The organism is Candidatus Mycolicibacterium alkanivorans, from assembly GCF_022760805.1.
Lineage (GTDB): Bacteria > Actinomycetota > Actinomycetes > Mycobacteriales > Mycobacteriaceae > Mycobacterium > Mycobacterium alkanivorans.
On the sequence record NZ_JAIVFL010000001.1, the window covers coordinates 2,918,177 to 2,940,022 of the forward strand.

18 protein-coding genes are annotated in these 21,846 nt (G+C 69.1%); 7 read left to right on the forward strand and 11 right to left on the reverse strand.

Annotated elements, in window-relative coordinates; all coding sequences use genetic code 11:
* Positions 1-20: 20 nt before the first annotated feature.
* Genes nadC through nadA form a run of 3 tightly spaced genes read right to left on the reverse strand, consistent with a single transcriptional unit; the run spans position 21 to position 3,495 of the window.
* Complete coding sequence (gene nadC, locus K9U37_RS14390; RefSeq protein WP_243072255.1) at positions 21-878, reverse strand: carboxylating nicotinate-nucleotide diphosphorylase; 858 nt, start codon at positions 876-878, stop codon at positions 21-23.
* On the reverse strand, positions 875-2,437 hold the full coding sequence (locus K9U37_RS14395) for an L-aspartate oxidase (RefSeq protein WP_243072256.1): 1,563 nt from the start codon (positions 2,435-2,437) through the stop codon (positions 875-877). The genes nadC and K9U37_RS14395 overlap by 4 nt, the downstream gene beginning before the upstream one ends.
* The gene (gene nadA / locus K9U37_RS14400) at positions 2,434-3,495 is read right to left on the reverse strand and encodes a quinolinate synthase NadA (RefSeq protein WP_243072257.1); all 1,062 of its coding nucleotides are present in this window, start codon (positions 3,493-3,495) and stop codon (positions 2,434-2,436) included. The genes K9U37_RS14395 and nadA overlap by 4 nt, the downstream gene beginning before the upstream one ends.
* Before the next feature lie 49 nt (positions 3,496-3,544).
* Here nadA and K9U37_RS14405 point away from each other — a divergent pair, with 49 nt between their 5' ends.
* Together K9U37_RS14405 and K9U37_RS14410 are read left to right on the forward strand one after the other, a co-directional pair.
* The gene (locus K9U37_RS14405) at positions 3,545-4,237 is read left to right on the forward strand and encodes an NUDIX hydrolase (RefSeq protein ID WP_308197384.1); all 693 of its coding nucleotides are present in this window, start codon (positions 3,545-3,547) and stop codon (positions 4,235-4,237) included.
* Between the two features lie 44 nt (positions 4,238-4,281).
* Entirely contained in the window at positions 4,282-5,613 is a 1,332-nt protein-coding gene (locus tag K9U37_RS14410) for a lipase family protein (protein ID WP_243072258.1), read from the forward strand.
* Here the strand turns inward: K9U37_RS14410 and K9U37_RS14415 are convergent.
* The 3 genes from K9U37_RS14415 to bioB all read right to left on the reverse strand — a co-directional run bounded on the left by K9U37_RS14415 (position 5,581) and on the right by bioB (position 7,557).
* Positions 5,581-6,219 carry a DUF2567 domain-containing protein gene (locus K9U37_RS14415; RefSeq protein ID WP_243073383.1) on the reverse strand — a complete coding sequence of 213 codons (639 nt, stop codon included), beginning with the start codon at positions 6,217-6,219 and terminating at the stop codon, positions 5,581-5,583. The two genes, K9U37_RS14410 and K9U37_RS14415, sit on opposite strands and share 33 nt — an antisense overlap.
* Positions 6,220-6,314: 95 nt before the next feature.
* On the reverse strand, positions 6,315-6,542 hold the full coding sequence (gene bsaP, locus K9U37_RS14420) for a biotin synthase auxiliary protein BsaP (protein WP_243072259.1): 228 nt from the start codon (positions 6,540-6,542) through the stop codon (positions 6,315-6,317).
* A 22-nt stretch (positions 6,543-6,564) separates the two neighbouring features.
* Positions 6,565-7,557, reverse strand: a complete 993-nt coding sequence (bioB, locus tag K9U37_RS14425) for a biotin synthase BioB (protein ID WP_243073384.1) — start codon at positions 7,555-7,557, stop codon at positions 6,565-6,567.
* Positions 7,558-7,628: 71 nt separating this feature from the next.
* On the opposite strand from bioB, the gene K9U37_RS14430 reads away from it, so the two are divergent.
* Positions 7,629-8,216 (forward strand): TetR/AcrR family transcriptional regulator, encoded by a 588-nt coding sequence (locus K9U37_RS14430; protein WP_243072260.1) that lies wholly within the window; start codon positions 7,629-7,631, stop codon positions 8,214-8,216.
* Here K9U37_RS14430 and K9U37_RS14435 read toward each other — a convergent pair.
* From K9U37_RS14435 to K9U37_RS14450, 4 genes are read right to left on the reverse strand one after another with little or no spacing between them, the layout of a single operon-like run.
* Positions 8,209-8,733 carry a 2'-5' RNA ligase family protein gene (locus K9U37_RS14435; protein WP_243072261.1) on the reverse strand — a complete coding sequence of 175 codons (525 nt, stop codon included), beginning with the start codon at positions 8,731-8,733 and terminating at the stop codon, positions 8,209-8,211. The two genes, K9U37_RS14430 and K9U37_RS14435, sit on opposite strands and share 8 nt — an antisense overlap.
* A gap of 5 nt (positions 8,734-8,738) precedes the next feature.
* Positions 8,739-9,413 (reverse strand): dethiobiotin synthase, encoded by a 675-nt coding sequence (gene bioD / locus K9U37_RS14440; protein WP_243072262.1) that lies wholly within the window; start codon positions 9,411-9,413, stop codon positions 8,739-8,741.
* Positions 9,410-10,558, reverse strand: coding sequence for an 8-amino-7-oxononanoate synthase (locus tag K9U37_RS14445; RefSeq protein ID WP_243072263.1), 1,149 nt, complete (start codon positions 10,556-10,558; stop codon positions 9,410-9,412). Before K9U37_RS14445 ends, bioD begins: the two co-directional genes overlap by 4 nt.
* Positions 10,559-10,587: 29 nt before the next feature.
* Positions 10,588-11,880, reverse strand: a complete 1,293-nt coding sequence (locus tag K9U37_RS14450; protein ID WP_243072264.1) for an adenosylmethionine--8-amino-7-oxononanoate transaminase — start codon at positions 11,878-11,880, stop codon at positions 10,588-10,590.
* 126 nt (positions 11,881-12,006) lie between these two features.
* Here K9U37_RS14450 and sucT point away from each other — a divergent pair, with 126 nt between their 5' ends.
* Genes sucT through treZ form a run of 4 tightly spaced genes read left to right on the forward strand, consistent with a single transcriptional unit; the run spans position 12,007 to position 20,423 of the window.
* Positions 12,007-14,181: an acetyltransferase SucT gene (sucT, locus tag K9U37_RS14455; RefSeq protein WP_243072265.1), complete on the forward strand. Its 2,175-nt coding sequence runs from the start codon at positions 12,007-12,009 to the stop codon at positions 14,179-14,181.
* Between the two features lie 41 nt (positions 14,182-14,222).
* Positions 14,223-16,403, forward strand: a complete 2,181-nt coding sequence (glgX, locus tag K9U37_RS14460) for a glycogen debranching protein GlgX (protein WP_243072266.1) — start codon at positions 14,223-14,225, stop codon at positions 16,401-16,403.
* A gap of 17 nt (positions 16,404-16,420) precedes the next feature.
* Entirely contained in the window at positions 16,421-18,706 is a 2,286-nt protein-coding gene (gene treY / locus K9U37_RS14465) for a malto-oligosyltrehalose synthase (RefSeq protein ID WP_243072267.1), read from the forward strand.
* A complete protein-coding gene (gene treZ / locus K9U37_RS14470; RefSeq protein WP_243072268.1) occupies positions 18,699-20,423 on the forward strand; it encodes a malto-oligosyltrehalose trehalohydrolase in 1,725 nt (574 codons plus the stop codon). The genes treY and treZ overlap by 8 nt, the downstream gene beginning before the upstream one ends.
* A gap of 81 nt (positions 20,424-20,504) precedes the next feature.
* Here treZ and ilvA read toward each other — a convergent pair whose 3' ends face one another.
* The gene (ilvA, locus tag K9U37_RS14475; protein WP_243072269.1) at positions 20,505-21,785 is read right to left on the reverse strand and encodes a threonine ammonia-lyase IlvA; all 1,281 of its coding nucleotides are present in this window, start codon (positions 21,783-21,785) and stop codon (positions 20,505-20,507) included.
* Positions 21,786-21,846 lie beyond the last annotated feature (61 nt).

Here is a 21,846-nt window from a genome sequence, read left to right on the forward strand (position 1 = left end):
CACCCAGTTGCCTGAGCCGCTTACAGATCCAGGCCCACGTCGAGCACCCTCACCGAGTGCGTGAGCGCACCCACCGCCAGGTAGTCAACCCCGGTGCCCGCGTACTCCGCGGCGCTCTCCAGGCTCAGTCCTCCGGAGGACTCCAGCAGCACGGCAGGGGCGCGGGAGTCGCGGCGCTGCACGGCGATCTGGGTCTGCCAGGCCGGGAAGTTGTCCAGCAGGATCAGTTGCACGTCCTCGCCCAGCACCTCGTCGAGTTGCTCGAGGGTGTCGACCTCCACCTCGCACGACAGGTCGGGCGCGGCGACCCGCACGGACCGCAGCGCCGCCAGCACCGATCCGGCCGCCGCCACGTGATTGTCCTTGATCAGCGCCGCATCTCCGAGGCCCATCCGGTGGTTGACCCCGCCGCCGACCCGCACGGCGTACTTCTGCAGCGCGCGCAGTCCCGGCAGCGTCTTGCGGGTGTCGCGGATCTTGGCGTTGGTCCCGGCGACGGCATCCACCCAGGCCGCCGTCGCGGTAGCGATACCGGACAGGTGGCACACCAGGTTCAGCAGCGTGCGCTCGGCGGTCAACAGTCCGCGGGTGGGTGCCTCGACTCGCAGCAGCACCCCGCCGGCGTCCAGTCGCGTGCCGTCCTCGACGCGCTCGACAACCCGGTAGCCGAGGTCACCGAGCACCTCGTCGAGGACCATCAGGGCGACGTCGACTCCGGCAACCACGCCGGGTTCGCGGGTGACCAGGGCGGCCACCGTGGTGGCGTCCTCGGGCACGGTGGCCAGCGTCGTGACGTCGGGGCCGTAGCGCAGGTCCTCGTCCAGGCCGCGGCGGATCGTGACGAGCGCCTCGGCGCGCTCCTCGTCGGTCAGCTTCATGGCAGGCAGGCGGCGGCGGGCTCGGCGTGCACCGTGCGACTGAAGGCCTGAGTGGGGTCGGTCTGCGGATAGTCGCTGCGGTGATGGCAGCCTCGGGTCTCGGTGCGGGCCCGGGCCGCCTCGTCGACCACCCGCGCGGTAGCGGTCAGCGCAGCATCCTCGAAGTCGGCACGGCTGCTCATCGGGCGCTGCGCCGCCGTCTCGAGGACCGCGGCGAGACTGTCCAATCCTGAGGCGTCTCGCATGACCGACGCCCACTGCGTCATCGCGCTCTGCAGAACCCGGCGGTCAAGCGTATCCCGTTGTACCGGAAGTGCTTTCGCCATCGGAACCCCGGCCGACCGGGCGTGCTCGGCAGCGTCGCGTCCGGCGCGGCCGCCGACGACGAGGCCCTCCAGCAGACTGTTGGAGGCCAGCCGGTTGGCGCCGTGCATCCCGGTGCGGGCCACCTCGCCGGCCGCGAACAAACCAGGCAGTTCAGTACGCCCGTACACATCGGTGCGGACCCCGCCGCAGCTGTAGTGGGCGCCGGGCACCACTGGGATGGGCTGGGTAGTCGGGTCGATCCCGGCGACGTGGCAGGCCGCGGTGACCGTCGGGAAGCGCTGCTCGAAGCGCTCGACGGAGCGTGCGTCCAGATACACGCACTCGTCGCCGGTCTCGCGCAACCGGGCCTCGATGGCCGCCGCGACGACATCGCGGGGGGCGAGATCCGCCATCGGGTGCACACCGTCGGTCACCGAATCCCCGCGGGCATCGCGCAGCACCGCGCCTTCGCCGCGTAAAGCCTCGGTGATCAGCGGCCGGCGGCCGGCGGCGCCGCGGTCGAACAGCATCGTCGGGTGGAACTGGACGAACTCGATGTCGCTGACGCCGACACCGGCCCACAGCGCCAGCGCTATTCCGTCGCCGGTCGACCCCTCGGGGTTGGTGGTGGCGCTGTAGAGGTGCCCCAGACCGCCGGTGGCCAGGATCACCGACGGCGCATGCACCACGCCGAGGCCGTCGGCGTTGCGGACCAGCACACCGTTGACCGCCGAGCCATCGTGCAGGATCTCCAGCGCGACGTGGTTGCGGCGGATCCCGAGCATGGCGGCGGCGTGGTCGAGGGCACGCTGAACCTCCGCCCCGGTGGCGTCACCCCCGGCGTGGATGATGCGGCGGATCGAGTGGCCACCCTCGCGGGTCAGCGCCCACTGCCCGGGCGCGCTCTCGTCGAACCGGGCACCGTCGGCGACCAGATCGGCCACCGCGCGGTATCCGTCGGCGACGATGGACCGCACCGCCTCGGGATCGCAGAGTCCCGCGCCGGCCGCCAAGGTGTCGCGCACGTGAGCGTCCACGGAGTCCTCGGTGTGCGGCAGCACCACCGCGATTCCGCCCTGGGCGTGAAATGTCGCCGTTTCGGCGGCCTTGCTCAGAATGACTGTGCGGCTGCCCTTTCGATGTGCCGCCAGGGCAGCTGCGAGCCCGGCCACACCGGTACCGATGACCACGACGTCGGCGCGCTGCTGCCAGGCCACGACACCGTCACCGCCGCACCCGGCGCGGCGGGTCATTCCCCGCCGCCCGGCTGGCCGATCTCGATCATCCGTTGCACGCTCGCACGGGCACGCCTGCCGGTGTCCGGGTCGACGTCGACTTCGTCGGCACCCTCGACGAGGCACCGCAGCAGCGCGGCCGGCGTGATCATCTTCATGTACTTGCACGACGCCCGGTCATTGACCGCCCGGAAGTCGATTCCCGGTGCGGCGCGGCGCAACTGGTGCAACATGCCGACCTCGGTGGCCACCAGCACCTGCTTGGCGTGCGAGGCCTTCGCCGCATCAAGCATGCCGCCGGTGGACAGGATCTTCACCCGGTCGGCCGGGAAGGCGCCCTCACCGGCTAGGTACAACGCCGAAGTGGCGCAACCGCATTCGGGGTGGACGAACAGTTCGGCATCCGGATGGGCGCGGGCCTGCTCGGCCAGCTCGTCACCGTTGATTCCGGCGTGCACGTGGCATTCGCCGGCCCAGATGTGCATGGTCTCCCGGCCGGTCATGCGCCGGACGTGGGCGCCCAGGAACTGGTCCGGGCAGAACAGCACCTCGCGGTCGGCGGGAATGGAGGCCACCACGTCGACGGCGTTGGACGAGGTACAGCAGATGTCGGTCAGCGCCTTCACCGCGGCGGTGGTGTTGACGTAGGACACCACCACGGCGTCGGGATACTCGTCCTTCCAGGCCTGCAACTCCTCGGCGGTGATGGAGTCGGCCAGCGAGCAACCGGCGCGCTGGTCGGGGATCAGCACCGTCTTATCCGGGCTGAGGATCTTGGCGGTCTCGGCCATGAAGTGCACACCGCAGAACACGATGGTGTCCTCGGCTGCATCGGCGGCGATCCGCGACAAGGCCAGCGAGTCGCCGACGTGATCGGCGACGTCCTGGATGGCCGGCAGCTGGTAGTTGTGCGCCAGGATGGTCGCGCCACGCAAGGTGGCCAGCCGGCGGACCTCAGCGGCCCACTCCTCGTCGCCGATCACTCCGGTGAAGCCACCGGGAGTGTCGGTGATCCGGTCGGCCAGACCGGTGACAACGCCAACCCCTACAGCACTCGCACGGTCCAAGACGGTCATCGCCGCCTCCTGTTCTGGTCTTCGAGGTTTTCGACTTATAATCGAAAACGTGGCTCATACTAGCACTGAACACGAGGTGCTCGCCGTCGTATTCCAGGTTGGTGACGTCACCTCCCGGAAACCCACCCTCAACGTGCTGTTATGGCAGCGGGCGCTGGACCCCGAACGCGGCAAGTGGTCGTTGCCCGGCGGCCGGTTGCGGGCCGACGAGGACCTGACCAGTTCGGTGCGCCGACAGCTCGCCGAGAAGGTCGACCTGCGCGAGATCGCCCACCTGGAACAACTCGCCGTCTTCTCCGATCCACAGCGTGTTCCCGGGGTGCGCACGATCGCCTCGACGTTCCTGGGGCTGGTGCCCTGCCCCGCACGCCCCGAGCTGCCGCCGGACACCCGGTGGCACCCAGTCAATGCGCTGCCGCCGATGGCGTTCGACCACGGCCCCATGGTGGCCTACGCCCAGGCCAGGCTGGTCGCCAAATTGTCCTACACCAACATCGGATTCGCCTTGGCGCCACAGGAATTCGCACTTTCGACGCTGCGTGACATCTACGGCGGCGCGCTGGGCTACCAGGTCGACGCGACCAACTTGCAGCGGGTGCTGGGGCGGCGCGGAGTCATCACCCCGACCGGGACCACCGCCCACTCCGGCCGCAGCGGCGGCCGACCGGCCGCCCTCTACCGCTTCACCGACACCCGGCTTCGGGTCACCGACGAATTTGCTGCATTGCGCCCGCCCGGGTGAGTCGACTGGATTCTTAGCCCCTTCTTAAGGTAAGAAGGGTAGCGATGACTCTTGCTGCCGGGACTGTCGGTCCCGAATGGATCGGCCGCGCCCCGCACGAAGAGATCGAACGGGGATGCCGTCCCGTGCTGCCCAGCGACGACCCATTCTACCAGCCGCCGGCCGGCTTCGAACATGCCAAACCGGGCACGGTGCTGCGCTCACGCGACGTCGAACTGGGCTTCCTCGGGCTGATCCCGCAGCGCGTCAACGCCACCCAGCTGCTCTACCGCAGCACGGACATGAACGGCGACCCGCAGGCCACCGTCACGACCGTGTTGGTGCCGGCCGGCCACGCACCCGAGCACGTCCGGCACGTGGTGTCCTACCAGTGCGCCATCGACGCGGTGTCCTCCCGCTGCTTCCCGTCCTACGCGATGCGCAGGCGGGCCAAAGCCGTCGGATCGCTGGCCCAGCTGGAGTACCTGCTGATGGCCGCCGCACTGGCCGAGGGATGGGTGGTCTCCGTCCCCGACCACGAAGGACCCGACGGCATCTGGGGCGCGCCCCACGAACCGGGTTACCACGTCCTGGACGGACTGCGCGCGACGCTCGACTTCGAACGGTTCGGCCTGGCCAAAGACAGCCGGGTCGGCCTGTGGGGTTATTCGGGCGGCGGGCTGGCCAGTGCCTGGGCCGCCGAGGTGCGCGCCGACTACGCCCCTGAACTCAACATCGTCGGCGCGGTGCTCGGCTCACCGGTGGGCGATCTGGGCAACACCTTCTGCCGGCTCAACGGCTCACGCCTGGCCGCACTGCCCGCACTGGTGGTCGCCGCGCTGGCCAAGACCTTCCCCGACCTCAACCGGGTGATCGAGGAGCACGCCACCGATGAGGGGCGCGCACTGCTGGCGCGCCTGGAGCACATGACCACCCTCGAGGCCGTCATCCGGCTGTTCAAGACCGACATGGACAACCTTGTCCACCCGCCGCTCGAGCAGGTGCTGTCCATGCCCGAGGTGCAGGACGTGTTCGACCGCATCAAGCTGGGCGCAACGGCGCCGTCGCTGCCGGTGCTGATCGTGCAGGCGGTACACGACTCGGTGATCGCCGTCGACGACATCGACGAGCTGGCGCACAGCTACCACGCGGGCGGCGCGCAGGTGACCTACCACCGCGACTTGTTCAGCGAGCACATGCTGCTGCACCCGATGTCGGCGCCTATGACGTTGCGCTGGCTCACCGACCGCTTCGCCGCGCGGCCGCTCGACGCGCACATCGTTCGCACGCACTGGCCGACGCTGCTCAACCCGATGACCTATGCCGGCATGTGGCGCCTGGGCGCAATCGTCGCCCGCGTGGTCTCAGGCGGCCGGGTGGGGTTCCGGCCGCTGTAGCAGCGGCGGACGTTCCTCGGGCCCCGCGCCGAGGTCGTCGCGCGGTGTCGCGACGGCCATCAACGCATACACCAGCGCCGCGACGGCAGCGGGAAACAGCAGCGTCGTGACGACCTGCAGCGGACCGTGCGCGAAGAACACCGGCGGGGCCTCGGCGAAGTAGAAGACCCGGTTCTGCGGAGTGACGGGCGCGGTCTCGAACGGGACCGTGCCGTAACGCCGATGCACCAGGACCGCGCCGACACCCGCGGCGACTGCCGCGGCCGCTACCGAACCGAGCCACAGCGCGGTGGCCATGACCGGCCCCCGGAGAGCGCGCCACTGCCACACCAGGACCGCGGCGACCACCGCCACCGGGACCAGCATGCCGATGAGCATCGCCGCGGCGACGAAGAGATGATCGGACTCGCTGCCCAGATAGGTCTGCACCCGCTCACCGGAGCGGGTGAGCGCGACCACGCCGTGCGCGGGCGGTGCCAGCCACGCCCACAGCGCACCCACCAGCGCCCCCGACAGGGCGAGGCCGACGACGACGATGACGGCCGCGGATCGCCGGGAGAACCGCGGGCGCAGTCGTGGCTGATGCTCTTCGCCCGAGAGGCTCATCGCAGCCCGATGCTCTTCGCCCGAGAGGCTCATCGCAGCCCGATGCTCTTCGCCCGAGAGGCTCATCGCAGCCCGATGCTCTTCGCCCGAGAGGCTCATCGCTGCATCTCCAGATCCTTGGAGTCCACCCGACCGTGCCGCGAGCATTCCGCCCACCAGCCGTCTGGGCGGACCTGCACCACCATGCGACGACCGCATTCGGCACAGAACCGGGGCGGCTCGAGGCCGAGTTGCGCCGCGTTGGGCACTGCACTGCCGACGGTGGCGCCGGTGTACACGTTGTAGACGCCGGCACCGACGGGCGCGGGCAGTTCGTGAACCATCACCTGCTTTTCTACCGGCTGCCTACAGGCTTGCGTTGAGCGCCTTGATCGGCATCTGCAGATCGTCGAGCAATTCCAGGTCCGATTCGGCGGGCCGGCCCAGCGTGGTCAGGTAGTTGCCGACAATCACGGCATTGATCCCGCCCAGGATGCCCTGCTTGGCGCCGAGGTCACCGAGGGTGATCTCGCGGCCGCCGGCGAACCGCAGCATCGTGCGCGGCAGCGCCAGCCGGAATGCCGCGACGGCTTTCAGCGCCTCGGCGGCCGGCATGACCTCGAGGTCACCGAACGGCGTTCCGGGACGCGGGTTGAGGAAGTTCAGCGGCACCTCGTGCGGATCGAGGGCGGCGAGGTTGGCGGCGAACTCGGCGCGCTGCTCGAGCGTCTCGCCCATGCCGAGGATTCCGCCGCAGCACACCTCCATGCCTGCCTCACGCACCATCTGCAGGGTCGCCCAGCGCTCCTCCCAGGTGTGGGTGGTCACCACGTTGGGAAAGAACGACTTCGCCGTCTCCAGGTTGTGGTTGTAGCGGTGCACGCCCATCTCGGCGAGCCGGTCGACCTGCTCGGAGTTCAGCATGCCCAGCGAGCAGGCGACGTGAATGTCGACCTCATTGCGGATCGCCTCGATGCCCGCGGCGACCTGGGCCATCAGCCGCTCGTCGGGACCGCGGACGGCCGCCACGATGCAGAACTCGGTGGCACCGGTCTTGGCGGTCTGCTTGGCGGCCTCGACCAGGCTGGGAATGTCGAGCCAGGCGCTGCGCACCGGCGAGGAAAACAGGCCGGACTGCGAGCAGAAGTGGCAGTCCTCCGGGCAACCACCGGTTTTCAGGCTGATGATGCCCTCGACCTCGACCTCGGGACCGCACCAGCGCATGCGCACCTCGTGGGCCAGCGCCAGCAGCTCCTCGAGCCGGTCGTCGGGCAGTTGAAGCACGTCGAGCACCTGCTGGTGACTCAGGCCTTCGCCGCGCTCGAGCACCTGCTCACGAGCCGATGCCAACACGTCCACAGCTGCCTGCGTCACCGGCGCTCCTCCTGCATGTCGACCAACTTGAACACCGTTCAGGCTAGGCTAACGGTGTGCAGCTGCACAAACACGACGTGGTGGCCAAGGCGGCGTCGATCCTGGACAACTACGGGATCGCCGACCTGACCATGCGCCGGCTCGCCCGCGAACTCGACGTGACACCCGGCGCGCTGTACTGGCACTTCGCCAGCAAGCAGGAACTGCTCGGTGCGGTAGCCGACCACGTGCTAGCGCCAGCGTGTGCGGATCAGCCGGCCGCCGGCTGGCGCCACCGCATCGAGATCGTTTGCCGAGCCCTGCGCGACGCGCTGCTGTCCCACACTGACGGCGCGGAACTGGTGTCGGCCAGCGTGGCGGCGGGACGGTCCGAGGCGATGGCCCTGATCCTGTCGCAGCTGGGTGCGGCGGCCGTGGAAGCTGGCATGGACCCCGGCCAGGCCGCGCTCGCCGCGCGGTCGATCGTCTACTACGTGCTGGGCTTCACCGCCGACGAACAGTCCCGGCTGCAATGGGACGCCGCCGGCGTGGACGTGCCGGAGCCGTCGCCGACCGAGAACCCCTCCACCCGGTTCGCGTTCGGACTGCAACTGCTGACCTACGGAATCGGCGCCGAGATCGACGCCGGCGCGCGACTCAGATAATCGGGAATTCCCGCCCGCTGTCGCCGTCCCACCGGCGCAGGCCGACCACGTTCGCGCCGATGTCGCCCGACAGCTCGTCGATCACCGCCAGCGCCTCGCCCACCTGCTCCGGGGTGAACTGCCGCCCGAGTGTGGCGTGCGGCGTCCAGTGTCCGGGCGCGCTGTGCGCAAACGGTTCCTGCGTCGTGTGGGGCAGGCAGCGCCGGTAGACCTCGCGGTGTAGGTCCAGCAGGTCGACGGAGGCCACGATGAGCCGCGCCAGCGTCAGCCTTCCACCGCCGAAGATCAGCGGTGCGCCGACCACCACCGGCAGCGGGAACCGTTGTCGAAGCGGCGCCAGTTCGTCGTCGACGGCCGGCTCGATGCGATCGGCGGCCAGCAGGGTGATGTGCGGGCGGTTGGTGGCCGACCTCACCCGCAACTGGCTGGGCAGGCCCGCATCGACGAGCCGGTGCCAAACCGTGCGGATCGCCGCATCGCCGTGGCCGTCGAGGAGCAGCTCGATCGAGTGGGCCATCCGGACTACAGGCCGGCGACCCAGTCCGGGTCGAATGCCCGGGCGCTCAGTGCCGCGAAGTCGACCGGCGAGACACCTGCCACCCCGGCCGGCAGCGCAGCGCGCACCGGCGCGTGACGGGCCAATCCGTCGCGGTTAGACATCTCCGCCGCACCCGGCTGCGCCGGCCAGGAACCGATGACCAACCCCGCGCATGAAAGCCCTTTGGCGGCAAGGGCTTCCAAGGTAAGCGCGGTGTGGTTGAGCGTACCGAGTCCCGCTTCGGCGACGATGAGCATCGGCGCGCCGAGTTCGACGGCGAGGTCGCGCAGCGTGACACCGTCGGCGGCGAGTTCCACCAGCAGCCCGCCGGCACCCTCGACCAGGGTGAGCCCACCCGCCGTGTCGGCGGCGCGGATCGCGGCCAGCAGATCGGGCCCGGTCGGCAGCGGCAGACCGGCCTCTTCGGACGCGGCGACCGGCGCCAGCGGCTGGGGGTAGCGGGCGACCCCGACCAGTGCGGTGACCCCGGACAGCCGGCCGATCTCGGCGAGGTCGTCATCACCGTCGGCTGTTCCGGTCTGTACCGGTTTACAGACCGCGACCGCCCGGCCGGCGAGGCGGGCGTGGCACGCCAGGGCGGCCGTGGCGACGGTCTTGCCGACGCCGGTGTTGGTGCCGGTGACGACGACGACGCTCATGGCCGGTCAGCTCCCAGCACCGAGGTGAACACCCGGCGGGCGAGGTCCATCTCGTCGTCGGTCAGGGATGCGCGCGCGGTCAGCCGCAGCCGGGAGGTCCCCGTCGGGACCGTCGGCGGCCGGAAGCAGCCGACCCGCACACCGGCGTCCAGGCAGGCCGCGGCGGCGGCGACCGCGACCTCGGGATCGCCGAGGACCACCGACACCACGGCCGACTCGGGAACGTCCGGCACACCGCACATCGCGGCCAGCTCCCGGGCGCGGCTGATCACGGCCTCGGCGCGCCACGGCTCAGCGGTCAGCACGTCCAGCGCGGCGATCGCGGCACCGGCGGCGGCTGGGGTCAGGCCGGTGTCGAAGATGAACGTCCGCGCCGAATCGATCAGGTGATCGCGCACCGCGGCCGGGCCGAGCACCACACCGCCCTGGCTGCCCAGGGACTTCGACAGGGTGGTGGTCACGACGATGTCCGGCGCACCCGCCAGTCCCGCCTCGTGCAGCAGGCCGCGTCCGCCGACGCCGCGTACACCCAGGCCGTGAGCCTCGTCGACCAGCAGCAGCGCGCGATGCCGGCGGCAGACCTCGTGCAGCTGCCGCAGCGGAGCCAGCGCGCCGTCGGTGCTGAACACCGAGTCGGTGACGACCAGCGCCCGCTCCTCGGTGCGGCCCGCCAGCGCCGCCTCGACGGCGTCGACGTCGTTGTGCGGGGTGACGACCACGCGGGCCCGGGACAGCCGGCAGCCGTCCACCAGCGAGGCGTGCGACAGTGCGTCGGAGACCAGCAGCGACCCCGGACCCGACAGCGCCGCCACCGCACCGAGATTGGCGGTGTAGCCCGAGGAGAACACCAGGCCGGTCTCCGCGCCGACGAAGTCGGCCAGCACAGACTCGAACTGCTCGTGCAGTTCGGTGTTGCCGGTGACCAGTCGCGAACCGGTGGAGCCCGCACCCCAGGTGCGAAGCGCAGTCACTGCCCCCTCGATCACGGCCGGGTGCCGCGACAGGCCCAGATAGTCGTTGGAGGCCAGATCGAGGTCGGTGCCCACCGCGGGTCGCGCGCGCAGCGAGCGGCGCAGGCCGGCCTGCCGGCGCTGCCGCTCGACGGCGTCGAGCCAGGCCAGCGGTGAAAGACCTGCGCGGGTCACGGGGCTCCTCAGGTGGACTTGAACACCGTTCAGGTTAGTGCACCGGCGACCGCGACCATCGCCGAGGTGATCTGGGCGATCTCGTCCGGCGTGCAGATGAACGGCGGCATCGCATAGATGAGGTTGCGGAACGGCCGCAGCCAGACACCGTTGTCCAGGGCGACCGGGGTGGCAATCCGGAGGTCGACGGGCTCGCGGGTCTCGATGACGCCGATCGCCCCGAACACCCGGACGTCGGTGACTCCGGGAAGTGCCCGAGCGGGCTCCAGACCCTCGGCGAGCCCGGCGGCGATCTCGGCCACCCGGGCGCGCCAGTCCTGGGCCAGCAGCAGCTCCACCGAGGCCACCGACACCGCGCACGCCAGGGCGTTGGCCATGAACGTGGGCCCGTGCATCAACGCGCCCGCCTCGCTGCCGCTGATGGCGCGAGCGATCTCGAGTGTGCACAGCGTTGCCGCCAGGGTGACGTACCCGCCGGTGAGCGCCTTGCCGACGCACATGATGTCCGGGCTGACCCCGGCGTGGTCGGCGGCGAACATCTCGCCGGTGCGGCCGAATCCCGTGGCGATCTCGTCGAAGACCAGGAGCACGTTGTTGCGGTCGCACACCGCGCGTAGATCGGTCAGGTAGCGCGGATCGTGGAACCGCATTCCGCCCGCCCCCTGCACCACAGGCTCGACGATGACGGCGGCCACCTCGTCGGCGTGCGCGCGCAGCTGAGCCTCGAAGGAATCCATGTAGGCGGGGTCGTAGCGGGCCGGCACCGCGGGCGCGAAGATCTGCGGGAACAGGACGTCGGTCCACAGTGAGTGCATGCCGCCTTCGGGATCGCACACGCTCATCGGGGTGAAGGTGTCGCCGTGGTAGCCGCCGCGCCACGTCATCAGGCGGTTCTTGCCGAACCGGCCGAGGCTGCGCCAGTACTGAAGCGCCATCTTGGCGGCGACCTCCACCGACACCGAGCCGGAGTCGGAGAAGAACGCCGTGTCCAAGCCCGGCGGGGTGATGTCGACGAGCAGCTGCGCCAGACGGGCGGCGGGCTCGTGGGTCAGACCGCCGAACATGACGTGGTTCAGCACCGCGAGCTGGCGGGTCAGCGCGGCGTCGAGCACCGGGTGCCCGTGGCCGTGCACCGCGGTCCACCAGGAGGCCATCGCGTCGAGGGCGCGGATCTCGACGCCATCGCGCACCAAGGTCAGCCATGCTCCGTGGGCGCCGACCGCGACCACGGGCGGCATCGACTCGGCGCCGACGGTGCTGTACGGGTGCCAGATGTGGGCCGCGTCGATCGCGCTGATCTGCTGCGGGGTCAACGCCGACACGCTGTGACAGCCTAGTGCAGCGTCGCCGCCGCCCCTTCCCGCTGTGACGCAGGCCTTTGCTCACCGCGGTTGCGGCCGGTGAGGACGGGTTCGCTGCGAGATGGTTCGGTAGATTGTGCCTCGATCATGTTGACCCTCACCCCGACCCGTCCCGCGGCAGCGACCCAGGTGGGTCCTGCCTCGCCCGCGGCGATAGGGACGCGGAAATCCGGGTTCTACCGGCACGACCTCGACGGCCTGCGGGGTGTTGCGATCGCCCTGGTGGCAGTCTTCCACGTCTGGTTCGGCCGGGTGTCGGGTGGGGTCGACGTGTTTCTGGTGCTGTCCGGCTTCTTCTTCGGTGGTTCGCTGCTGCGCACCGTGCTGAACCCGGAATCGTCGCTGTCACCGTGGCCGGAGATCGTCCGGTTGGTGCGCCGGCTGCTGCCGGCTCTCGTCGTGGTGCTTGCCGCGGCCGCGGTGCTTACCGTCATGATACAGCCGGAAACTCGCTGGGAGACGTTTGCTGACCAGAGCCTCGCCAGCCTCGGCTACTTCCAGAACTGGGAGTTGTCAGCGACGGCGTCAAACTACCTCCGGGCCGGTGAAGCAGTCAGTCCGCTGCAGCACATCTGGTCGATGTCCGTTCAGGGGCAGTTCTACATCGCGTTCCTCGTGCTCGTCTTCCTGTTTGCCCACGTGCTGCGCCGCCCGCTGGGCAAACGGCTGCGTCCTACTTTCGTGATTTTGCTGACCGCGCTGACGGTGGCCTCGTTCGTCTTTGCCGTGTTCGCTCATCAGGCCGACCAGACCACCGCCTACTACAACAGCTTCGCCCGGGCATGGGAATTGCTGCTCGGAGTTCTGGTCGGCGCGCTGGTGCCCTCCATCGCCTGGCCGATGCGGCTTCGCACGGTGCTGGCCTCGGTTGGGCTGGCCGCTGTCGCGTCCTGCGGTGCGCTCATCGACGGCGTCAGGCAGTTCCCCGGTCCGTGGGCGCTGGTACCCGTCGGCGCGACGGTTCTGATGATCCTGGCCGCCGCCAACCGCCAGGCGCAGCCGGACACCCGGGACCGGTTGCCGTGGCCCAGCCGGCTGCTGGCCGCGGCACCGCTGGTGACGCTCGGATCGATGGCCTACTCGTTGTATCTGTGGCATTGGCCACTGCTGATCTTCTGGCTGGCCTACACCGGCGAGGGTCATGCCGGCCTGTTCGACGGTGCCGCCATCCTGGCGGTCTCCGGTGTACTCGCCTACCTGACCATGCGCTTCGTCGAGGAGCCACTGCGCTACCGCCGCGGGGCGCCCTCGGCGCGCCCGCAGCCGGTTGCGGTGCCGTGGCGCACCCGTTGGCGGCGCCCGACGATCGCGCTGGGCACCACCGTGGGCCTGCTCGGGGTGGCGCTGACGGTGACCTCCTTCACCTGGCGGGAGCACGTCATCCTGCAGCGCGCCAGCGGCAAGGAACTCGCCGCACTGTCCCCCACCGACTATCCCGGCGCCCGGGCACTCACCGAGCACGTCCGGGTTCGGCGCCTGCCCATGCGCCCCACTGTCCTGGAAGCCCCGAACGACCTGCCCGAGTCGACCAACGACGGATGCATCAGTGATTTCGACCACACCGGAATCATCAACTGTACCTACGGCGACGCTGCGGCCACCCGCACCATCGCGCTGGCCGGTGGATCACACGCCGAGCACTGGATCACCGCGCTGGACCAACTGGGCAAGCGGCACCACTTCAAGGTCGTGACGTACCTGAAGATGGGCTGTCCGCTGACCACCCAGCGGGTGCCGCTGGTGATGGGCGACAACCGGCCCTACCCGCAGTGCCACACCTGGAACGACCGGGTGATGGCCAAGCTGATCGGCGACCACCCCGATTTCGTGTTCACCACCTCCACCCGGCCGTGGAACATCAAGCCGGGCGACGTCATGCCCGCGACCTACATCGGTGTCTGGCAGACGTTGTCGGACAACAAGATTCCCATTCTGGCGATGCGGGACACCCCGTGGCTGGTGCGCAACGGCCAGCCGTTCTTCCCGTCGGACTGCCTGGCCAAGGGCGGTGACGCGGTCTCGTGCGGAATCAAACGTTCTGATATGCTCTCCGGCCGCAACCAGACGCTGGACTTCCTCGGCCAGTTCCCGCTCATGCGGGTCCTGGACCTCAGCGACACGGTGTGCCGGCCGGACTGGTGCCGCGCGGTGGAGGGAAATGTGCTGGTTTACCGCGATTCACACCACATCTCGGCGACATACATGCGCACCCTCATCCCGGAACTGAGCCGACAGCTGGGTCCGGCCACGGGTTGGTGGTGACTGCCCGCGCATCCCGGCGGGCGCGCCGATAAGGTCGAAACATGTCGTCGAGCAAACCCACTAGCGGCCAGGGAGGTGCAGCCACTCCCAAGCCCACGGTGACCACCGTCTGGCCCGGCGCCGCCTATCCGCTCGGTGCCACCTACGACGGCGCCGGCACGAACTTCTCGGTGTTCTCCGAGGTGGCCGAGAAGGTCGAGCTGTGCCTGATCGCCAAGGACGGCGCCGAGACCCGGATCGAACTCGACGAGGTCGACGGGTTCGCCTGGCACGCCTATCTGCCGACCGTCACCCCCGGCCAGCGCTACGGCTTCCGGGTGTACGGGCCGTGGGATCCCGCCGCCGGGCACCGCTGCGATCCGAGCAAGCTGCTGCTCGACCCGTACGGCAAGTCCTTCCACGGCGACTTCGAGTTCACCCAGGCGCTATTCTCCTACGACCTCGAAGCCGAGGATCTCGCCTCCGGCGGCACCCCGCCGATGGTGGACTCCCTCGGCCACACCATGACCAGCGTCGTGATCAACCCGTTCTTCCACTGGGGATCCGACCACCCGCCACGCACCCCATACCACGAGACGATCATCTACGAGGCGCACGTCAAGGGCATGACCCAGACCCATCCCGACATCCCCGAGGAGCTGCGGGGAACCTACGCGGGTCTTGGTCACCCCGCGATCATCGACTACCTCAAGGCGCTCAACGTCACCGCGATCGAGCTGATGCCGGTCCACCAGTTCCTGCATGATCACCGCCTGCTGGACCTGGGCCTGCGAAACTACTGGGGCTACAACACTTTCGGCTTCTTCGCTCCCCACTACCAGTACGCGGCCACCCAGCACGCCGGCGCGGCGGTGGCCGAGTTCAAGACGATGGTGCGCTCCTTCCACGAGGCCGGCATCGAGGTGATCCTCGACGTCGTCTACAACCACACCGCCGAGGGCAACCATCTGGGCCCCACGATCAACTTCCGCGGTATCGACAACACGGCGTACTATCGGTTGCTCGACGACGACAAGCGGTTCTACAAGGACTTCACCGGCACCGGCAACAGCCTCAACGCCCGCTATCCGCACACCCTGCAGCTCATCATGGACTCGCTGCGCTACTGGGCGCTCGAGATGCATGTCGACGGGTTCCGGTTCGATCTGGCCTCGACGCTGGCTCGTGAGTTCTACGACGTCGACCGGCTGTCGGCGTTCTTCGACCTGGTGCAGCAGGACCCGGTGGTCAGCCAGGTCAAGCTGATCGCCGAGCCGTGGGACATCGGCGAGGGCGGCTACCAAGTCGGCAACTTCCCCGGCCTGTGGACCGAGTGGAACGGCAAGTACCGCGACACGGTGCGCGATTACTGGCGCGGAGAGCCCGCCACCCTCGGTGAGTTCGCCTCCCGGCTGACCGGCTCCTCGGACCTCTACGAGGCCACCGGCCGCCGACCCTCGGCCAGCATCAATTTCGTCACCTGCCACGACGGCTTCACGCTGGCCGACCTGGTGTCCTACAACGAGAAGCACAACGAGGCCAACGGCGAGGACAACCGCGACGGCGAAAGCCACAACCGGTCCTGGAACTGCGGCGCCGAGGGGCCGACCGACGACCCCGAGATCGTGGCGCTACGGCACCGGCAGATGCGCAACATCATGGCCACCCTGATGCTGTCGCAGGGCACGCCCATGATCGCCCACGGCGACGAGATCGGCCGAACGCAGTTGGGCAACAATAATGTCTACTGCCAGGACTCCGAGATCTCCTGGATGGACTGGGGCCTGCGGGAGACCAATGCCGGCCTGCTGGACTTTGCCCGCAAGGTGACCGCACTGCGCAAGAAGCACCCGGTGTTCCGCCGCCGCCGGTTCTTCGAGGGTGAGCCGATCCGCAGCGGTGACCAGATCCGGGACATCGCCTGGCTCACCCCGGCCGGCACCGAGATGACGCACGACGACTGGGGCTCGGGCTTCAAATGCGTGGCGGTGTTCCTCAACGGCGAAGCCATCACGGCACCGAATGCCCGCGGTGAGCGTGTGGTCGACGACTCGTTTCTGCTGTGCTTCAACGCCCACAGCAAGCCGGTCGAGTTCGTCACCCCCGACGGCGATCACGCCAAGGAGTGGACCGCCGTGCTGGACACCTGGGACCCGAACGGCAACAGCGATCTACTGATCAAAGCCGGCGAGACGATCAGTGTCTCGCCCCGCTCGGTTCTGGTGCTTCAAAAGACGGCCTAGCGGGAACAGGGACAGCTATGGCCTTCCCGGTGCTGGCCACCTATCGCCTGCAACTGCGTGACGGGTTCACCTTCGCCGACGCCGAGAAACTCGTCGACTATCTCGACGACCTCGGCGTCACGCATCTGTACCTGTCCCCCATCCTGACCGCCACCCCCGGATCCGAGCACGGCTACGACGTCGTAGATCCGACCACGGTGTCAGAGGAACTCGGCGGTGCCGACGGCCTGGCCCGGTTGTCGGCCGCCGCCAGGGCACGAGGGCTGGGCCTGGTCGTCGACATCGTCGCGAACCATGTCGGGGTTGGCAGTCCCCAACACAACCCGTGGTGGTGGGACGTCCTGCGGCACGGCCGCGAATCGGCCTACGCGTCGTATTTCGACATCGACTGGGATGCCGACCCTAGTGGCCGAATCGTGTTGCCGGTACTGGGTTCTGACGATGATGCCGAGCAACTCGCCGTCGACGGTGAGACGTTGCGGCTCGGGAATCTGGTGTTCCCGATCGCCCCGGGCACCGGTGCGGGCTCGGGTGCGCAGGTGCACGACCGCCAGCACTACAAGCTGACGGGCTGGCGCACCGGGGTGTGCGGATACCGGCGCTTCTTCGCGATCACCTCGCTGGCGGGTCTGCGTCAGGAGGATCCGGCCGTGTTCGCGGCCACCCATGCCGAGGTGGCCCGCTGGTTCTCCGAGAATCTGGTCGACGGTGTGCGCATCGACCACCCCGACGGGCTGACCGATCCAGGAGGATACCTGGTCCGCCTGCGCGAACTCGTCGGGCCGCGGGCCTGGATCGTCATCGAGAAGATCCTGGCCGTCGGTGAGCCGCTGGACCCGTCGCTGCCCATCGACGGCACCACCGGCTACGACGTGCTGCGCGAGGTCGGCGGCGTGTTCGTCGACCCGAGCGGGGCCGAGGCTCTCACCGAGCTGGCGAGTTCGACCGGTTTCGACCACGATCAAGCACCGGAGTTGTTGCGTCAGTTGAAGATCGGGTCGATGACCGAGACGCTGGCCAGCGAGCTGCGCAGGGTGTGCCGCACCATCGCCGCGGCCGCCGGGGCCGACGACCCGCGGCTGCCGGATGCGGTGACGGCGCTGCTGACCAACGTCGGCGTGTACCGCTGCGACTATCAGAATCTCTCGCAACTGCTGTCCGCCGCGATCGCCCGCACCGTCGCCCAGCGGCCCGGACTGGCCGCCCCGCTGGAGATCGTCTCGACCGCACTGGCCGCCTCCGACGAGGCGGGGGCCCGGCTGCAGCAGCTGTGCGGCGCGATGACGGCCAAATCCGTCGAGGACTGCTACTTCTACCGCGACGCCCGGCTGGTGTCACTCAACGAGGTCGGCGGCGAACCCGAACGCTTCGGTGTCAGCGCCGCGGAGTTCCACCGCAGCAATGCGATCAGGGCGCGGCTGTGGCCGCGGGCCATGACCACGCTGTCGACACACGACACCAAGCGCGGCGAGGACGTCCGTGCCCGCATCGGGGTGCTCTCGCAGGTTCCATCGCTGTGGACCAGGTGCATCAGCCGCTGGGAGAAGTCCGCCCCCTCGCCCGACCCGCTGACCGGATTGTTCCTGTGGCAGAACATCTTCGGAGTGTGGCCGGCCGACGGCGAGGTGACCGCCGAGCTACGCGAGCGGCTGCACGCCTTCACCCAGAAGGCGATCCGCGAGGCCGACTGGCGGACCTCGTGGGCCGATCCGGACGCCGCCTTCGAAGCCGCCGTGCACCAGTGGCTGGACACCATCATCGACGGCCAGGTGGCCGGCGAACTGACCCGGCTGCTGACGCAGCTTGCGCCCCATGCCCACAACGATGCGCTGGGCCAGAAGTTGCTGGCCTTGACGGTGCCGGGCGTCCCGGACGTCTACCAGGGCACCGAGTTGTGGGAGGACAGCCTCGTCGACCCGGACAACCGCAGGTTCGTCGACTACGCCGCACATCGCGCCGCGTTCGAGCGGCTGGCCCACCCGAAGATGCGGGTGGTCAACGCGGCACTGCGGGCCCGCCGCGACCGGCCGGACAGCTTCCTCGCCGGCGGCTATCTGCCGGTGTTGGCCCGCGGTAATCGTGCCGAATACCTGATCTCCTTCGTCCGGGGCCACGACGTGGCAGTTGCGGTGTCCCGTTGGACCATGCGCCTGCAGGAATCAGGTTGGGGTGACACCGTTCTGCCGCTGCCTGCCGGCACGTGGACCGACCGGATCACGGGATCGGTGTGGACCGACACGGTCCGCGCGGATGATCTGTTCGCCGAGCTTCCCGTCGCGCTCCTGGAGAGGTCGCATGGCTGATTTCGCGGTGTGGGCCCCGTTGCCCAAGTCGGTACGACTCGACGTCGACGGCACGCTGCACGAGATGACCCGCGGCGAGGACGACTGGTGGCGCGCCGCGGTGGACTGCGCGCCCGACGCCCGCTACGGCTTCGTCCTCGACGACGATCCCACCGTGCTGCCCGATCCCCGATCACCCCGACAGCCCGACGGGGTCCACGATCGCTCGCAGCTGTGGAATCCCAACCGAACCGCGTGGACCGACCAGCAGTGGGCGGGCCGCTCCATCGAAGGCGCGGTGATCTACGAACTGCACACCGGCACCTTCACCGAAGCAGGCACCTTCGACGCCGCGATCGACAAGCTGGACTACCTGGTGGACCTCGGCATCGACTTCGTCGAGCTCATGCCGGTCAACGGGTTCAACGGCACGCACGGCTGGGGCTACGACGGTGTGCTGTGGTACGCGGTGCACGAACCGTACGGCGGTCCCGACGGTCTGGTGCGTCTGGTCGACGCCTGCCACGCCCGGGGGCTGGGGGTGCTCATCGATGCGGTGTTCAACCACTTCGGGCCGTCGGGAAATTACCTGCCCAAGTTCGGACCCTACCTGTCCTCGGTGAGCAATCCGTGGGGCGAAGGCGTCAACCTCGCCGGGCCGGATGCCGACGAGGTGCGCACCTACATCATCGAGTGCGCCCTGCGCTGGATGTACGACTTCCACGCCGACGGGTTGCGCCTCGACGCGGTGCACGCGCTGGTCGACAACACCGCGATCCACCTTCTCGAGGAGATGTCCGCCGAAACCGACGCGCTGTCAGCGGTCCTCGGCCGTCCGCTGTCACTGATCGCCGAGAGCGACCTCAACGACCCGCGGCTGATCACTCCGCGTGACCGCGGCGGGTACGGCCTGACCGCGCAGTGGGACGACGACATTCACCACGCGATCCACACCGCGGTGTCCGGTGAGCGGCAGGGCTACTACGCGGACTTCGGCACCGTGGCCACGCTGGCGACCACGCTGCAGAACGGTTACTTCCATGCCGGAACGTACTCATCGTTCCGGCATCGCCGGCACGGCCGGCCACTGGACAAGTCGCTGATCCCGGCGACCCGGCTGATGGCCTACACCTGCACGCACGACCAGGTGGGCAACCGCGCCGTCGGGGACCGTCCATCGCGGAACCTCGACTACGGCCAGCTTGCCATCAAGGCCGCGCTTGCGCTCGGATCCCCCTACACGGCAATGCTTTTCATGGGCGAGGAGTGGGGATCCTCTCGCCCGTTCCAGTTCTTCAGCTCGCACACCGAACCGGAACTGGCCACCGCGACCGCGGAGGGCCGCAAGGCCGAGTTCGCCGACCACGGCTGGGACGCCCACGATGTCCCAGACCCGCAAAACCCCGAGGCCTTCCTGCGCTCCAAGCTGGACTGGCAAGAGCTCAGCGAACCCGAACACGCCCGGCTGCTGTCGTTCTACCGCAGGCTGATCGCATTGCGCCGCAACGAAACCGACCTCACCGACCCCTGGCTGTCACACCTGAGCGTCGACTACGACGAGGACCGCCGCTGGATCGTCATGCGCCGCGGGCGGGTGGCGATCGCGTGCAACCTCGGCGAGGAACCGGTCCGGGTGCCGGCGACCGGCGAGGTCCTGCTGGAGTGGGGCGGTGCTGATGTCCACGCCGACGGCGCCGAGCTCCCCGGCCATTCCGTGGTGATCGTCAAGTCCGGCTGAGCGGGTTGTCCTCGACTGTGGGCCTCCCGCAGGGATTTTCGCCAATTCCCCTGCAGGACACCCACGGTCGAGCGCCTGACGTCAAGTCAGATAGCGGTAGGCCGGTGACCCGGGCTCGAGGGGCTCCACGTGCAGCCCGGAGGCGTCCATCCGCCCGCGCAGTCCATCGAGGTCGGCGGCAGAGCCGAGTTCGATACCGACCAGCGCCTCGCCGGTCTCGCGGTTGTTGCGCTTGACGTATTCGAACAGCGTGATGTCGTCATTGGGACCCAGCACCTCGTCGAGGAAGCGGCGCAGCGCACCGGGCTCCTGCGGGAAATCCACCAGGAAGTAGTGCTTGAGCCCGAGGTGCACCAGCGAACGCTCGAGCACCTCGCCGTAGCGCGACACATCGTTGTTGCCGCCGGAGATCAGGCACACCACCACCGAGCCGGGGGCCACGTCGGCCTCCAGCAGTCCGGCCACCGATAGCGCGCCGGCGGGCTCGGCGATGATGCCCTCGTTCTGGTAGAGATCCAGCATCGCGGTGCAGACCGCGCCTTCGTCGACCGTGGTGACCGACACCATGTCACCGGCCGCTGCCAGCGCCTGGTAGGTCAGCGTGCCGGCCCGTTTCACCGCGGCGCCGTCGACGAACTGGTCGACATGGTCGAGGTCGACGGGCTCTCCCGCGGCAAGTGCGGCCATCATCGAGGCCGCACCGGCCGGTTCGATGCCCAGCACCGAGGTGTCGGTGGTGCGCGCGGCGAGGTAGGTGGTGATGCCCGCGACGCACCCGCCACCGCCGACCGGGACGACGACCAGGTCCGGTTCGCTGCCGAGCTGATCGAGGATCTCCACCGCGATGGTGCCCTGACCGGACATGGTGCGGGGATCGTCGTAGGGCGGGACCATGGTGGCGCCGGTGCGGGCGATGTCGTCGAGTGCCGCAGCGGCGGCCAGGTCGTAGGTCGCACCGCCGACGATCAGCTCGATGAACTCCCCGCCGTGGTAACGGATCCGGTCACGCTTCTGCTTGGGCGTCTTGGCCGGCACGTACACCCGCCCGTGCACACCCATCGACCGGCACGCCAGGGCGAAACCCTGGGCGTGGTTGCCGGCCGACGCGCACACCACACCGGCCCGAAGTTCGCCGTCGGACAGCTGCTTGAGCAGGTTGTAGGCGCCGCGCAGCTTATAGGACCGGACGGTCTGCAGGTCTTCGCGCTTGAGGTAGACCTCGGCTCCGGTGACCGCGGAGAGCCGGTCGCTGTGCTCCAGCGGGCTAACCGACACCAGATCCGAAATTCGCCGGGCAGCCTGGTCGATGTCAGCCGCGGTCAGCGGCGCTGACAGTCGGCTCTCGCTCAGTTCGGCGGACACCGAACAATGGTGCCACTACCAGCGCCGAATCAGGGAATCGGGGTCAGCACGAACACCGGGA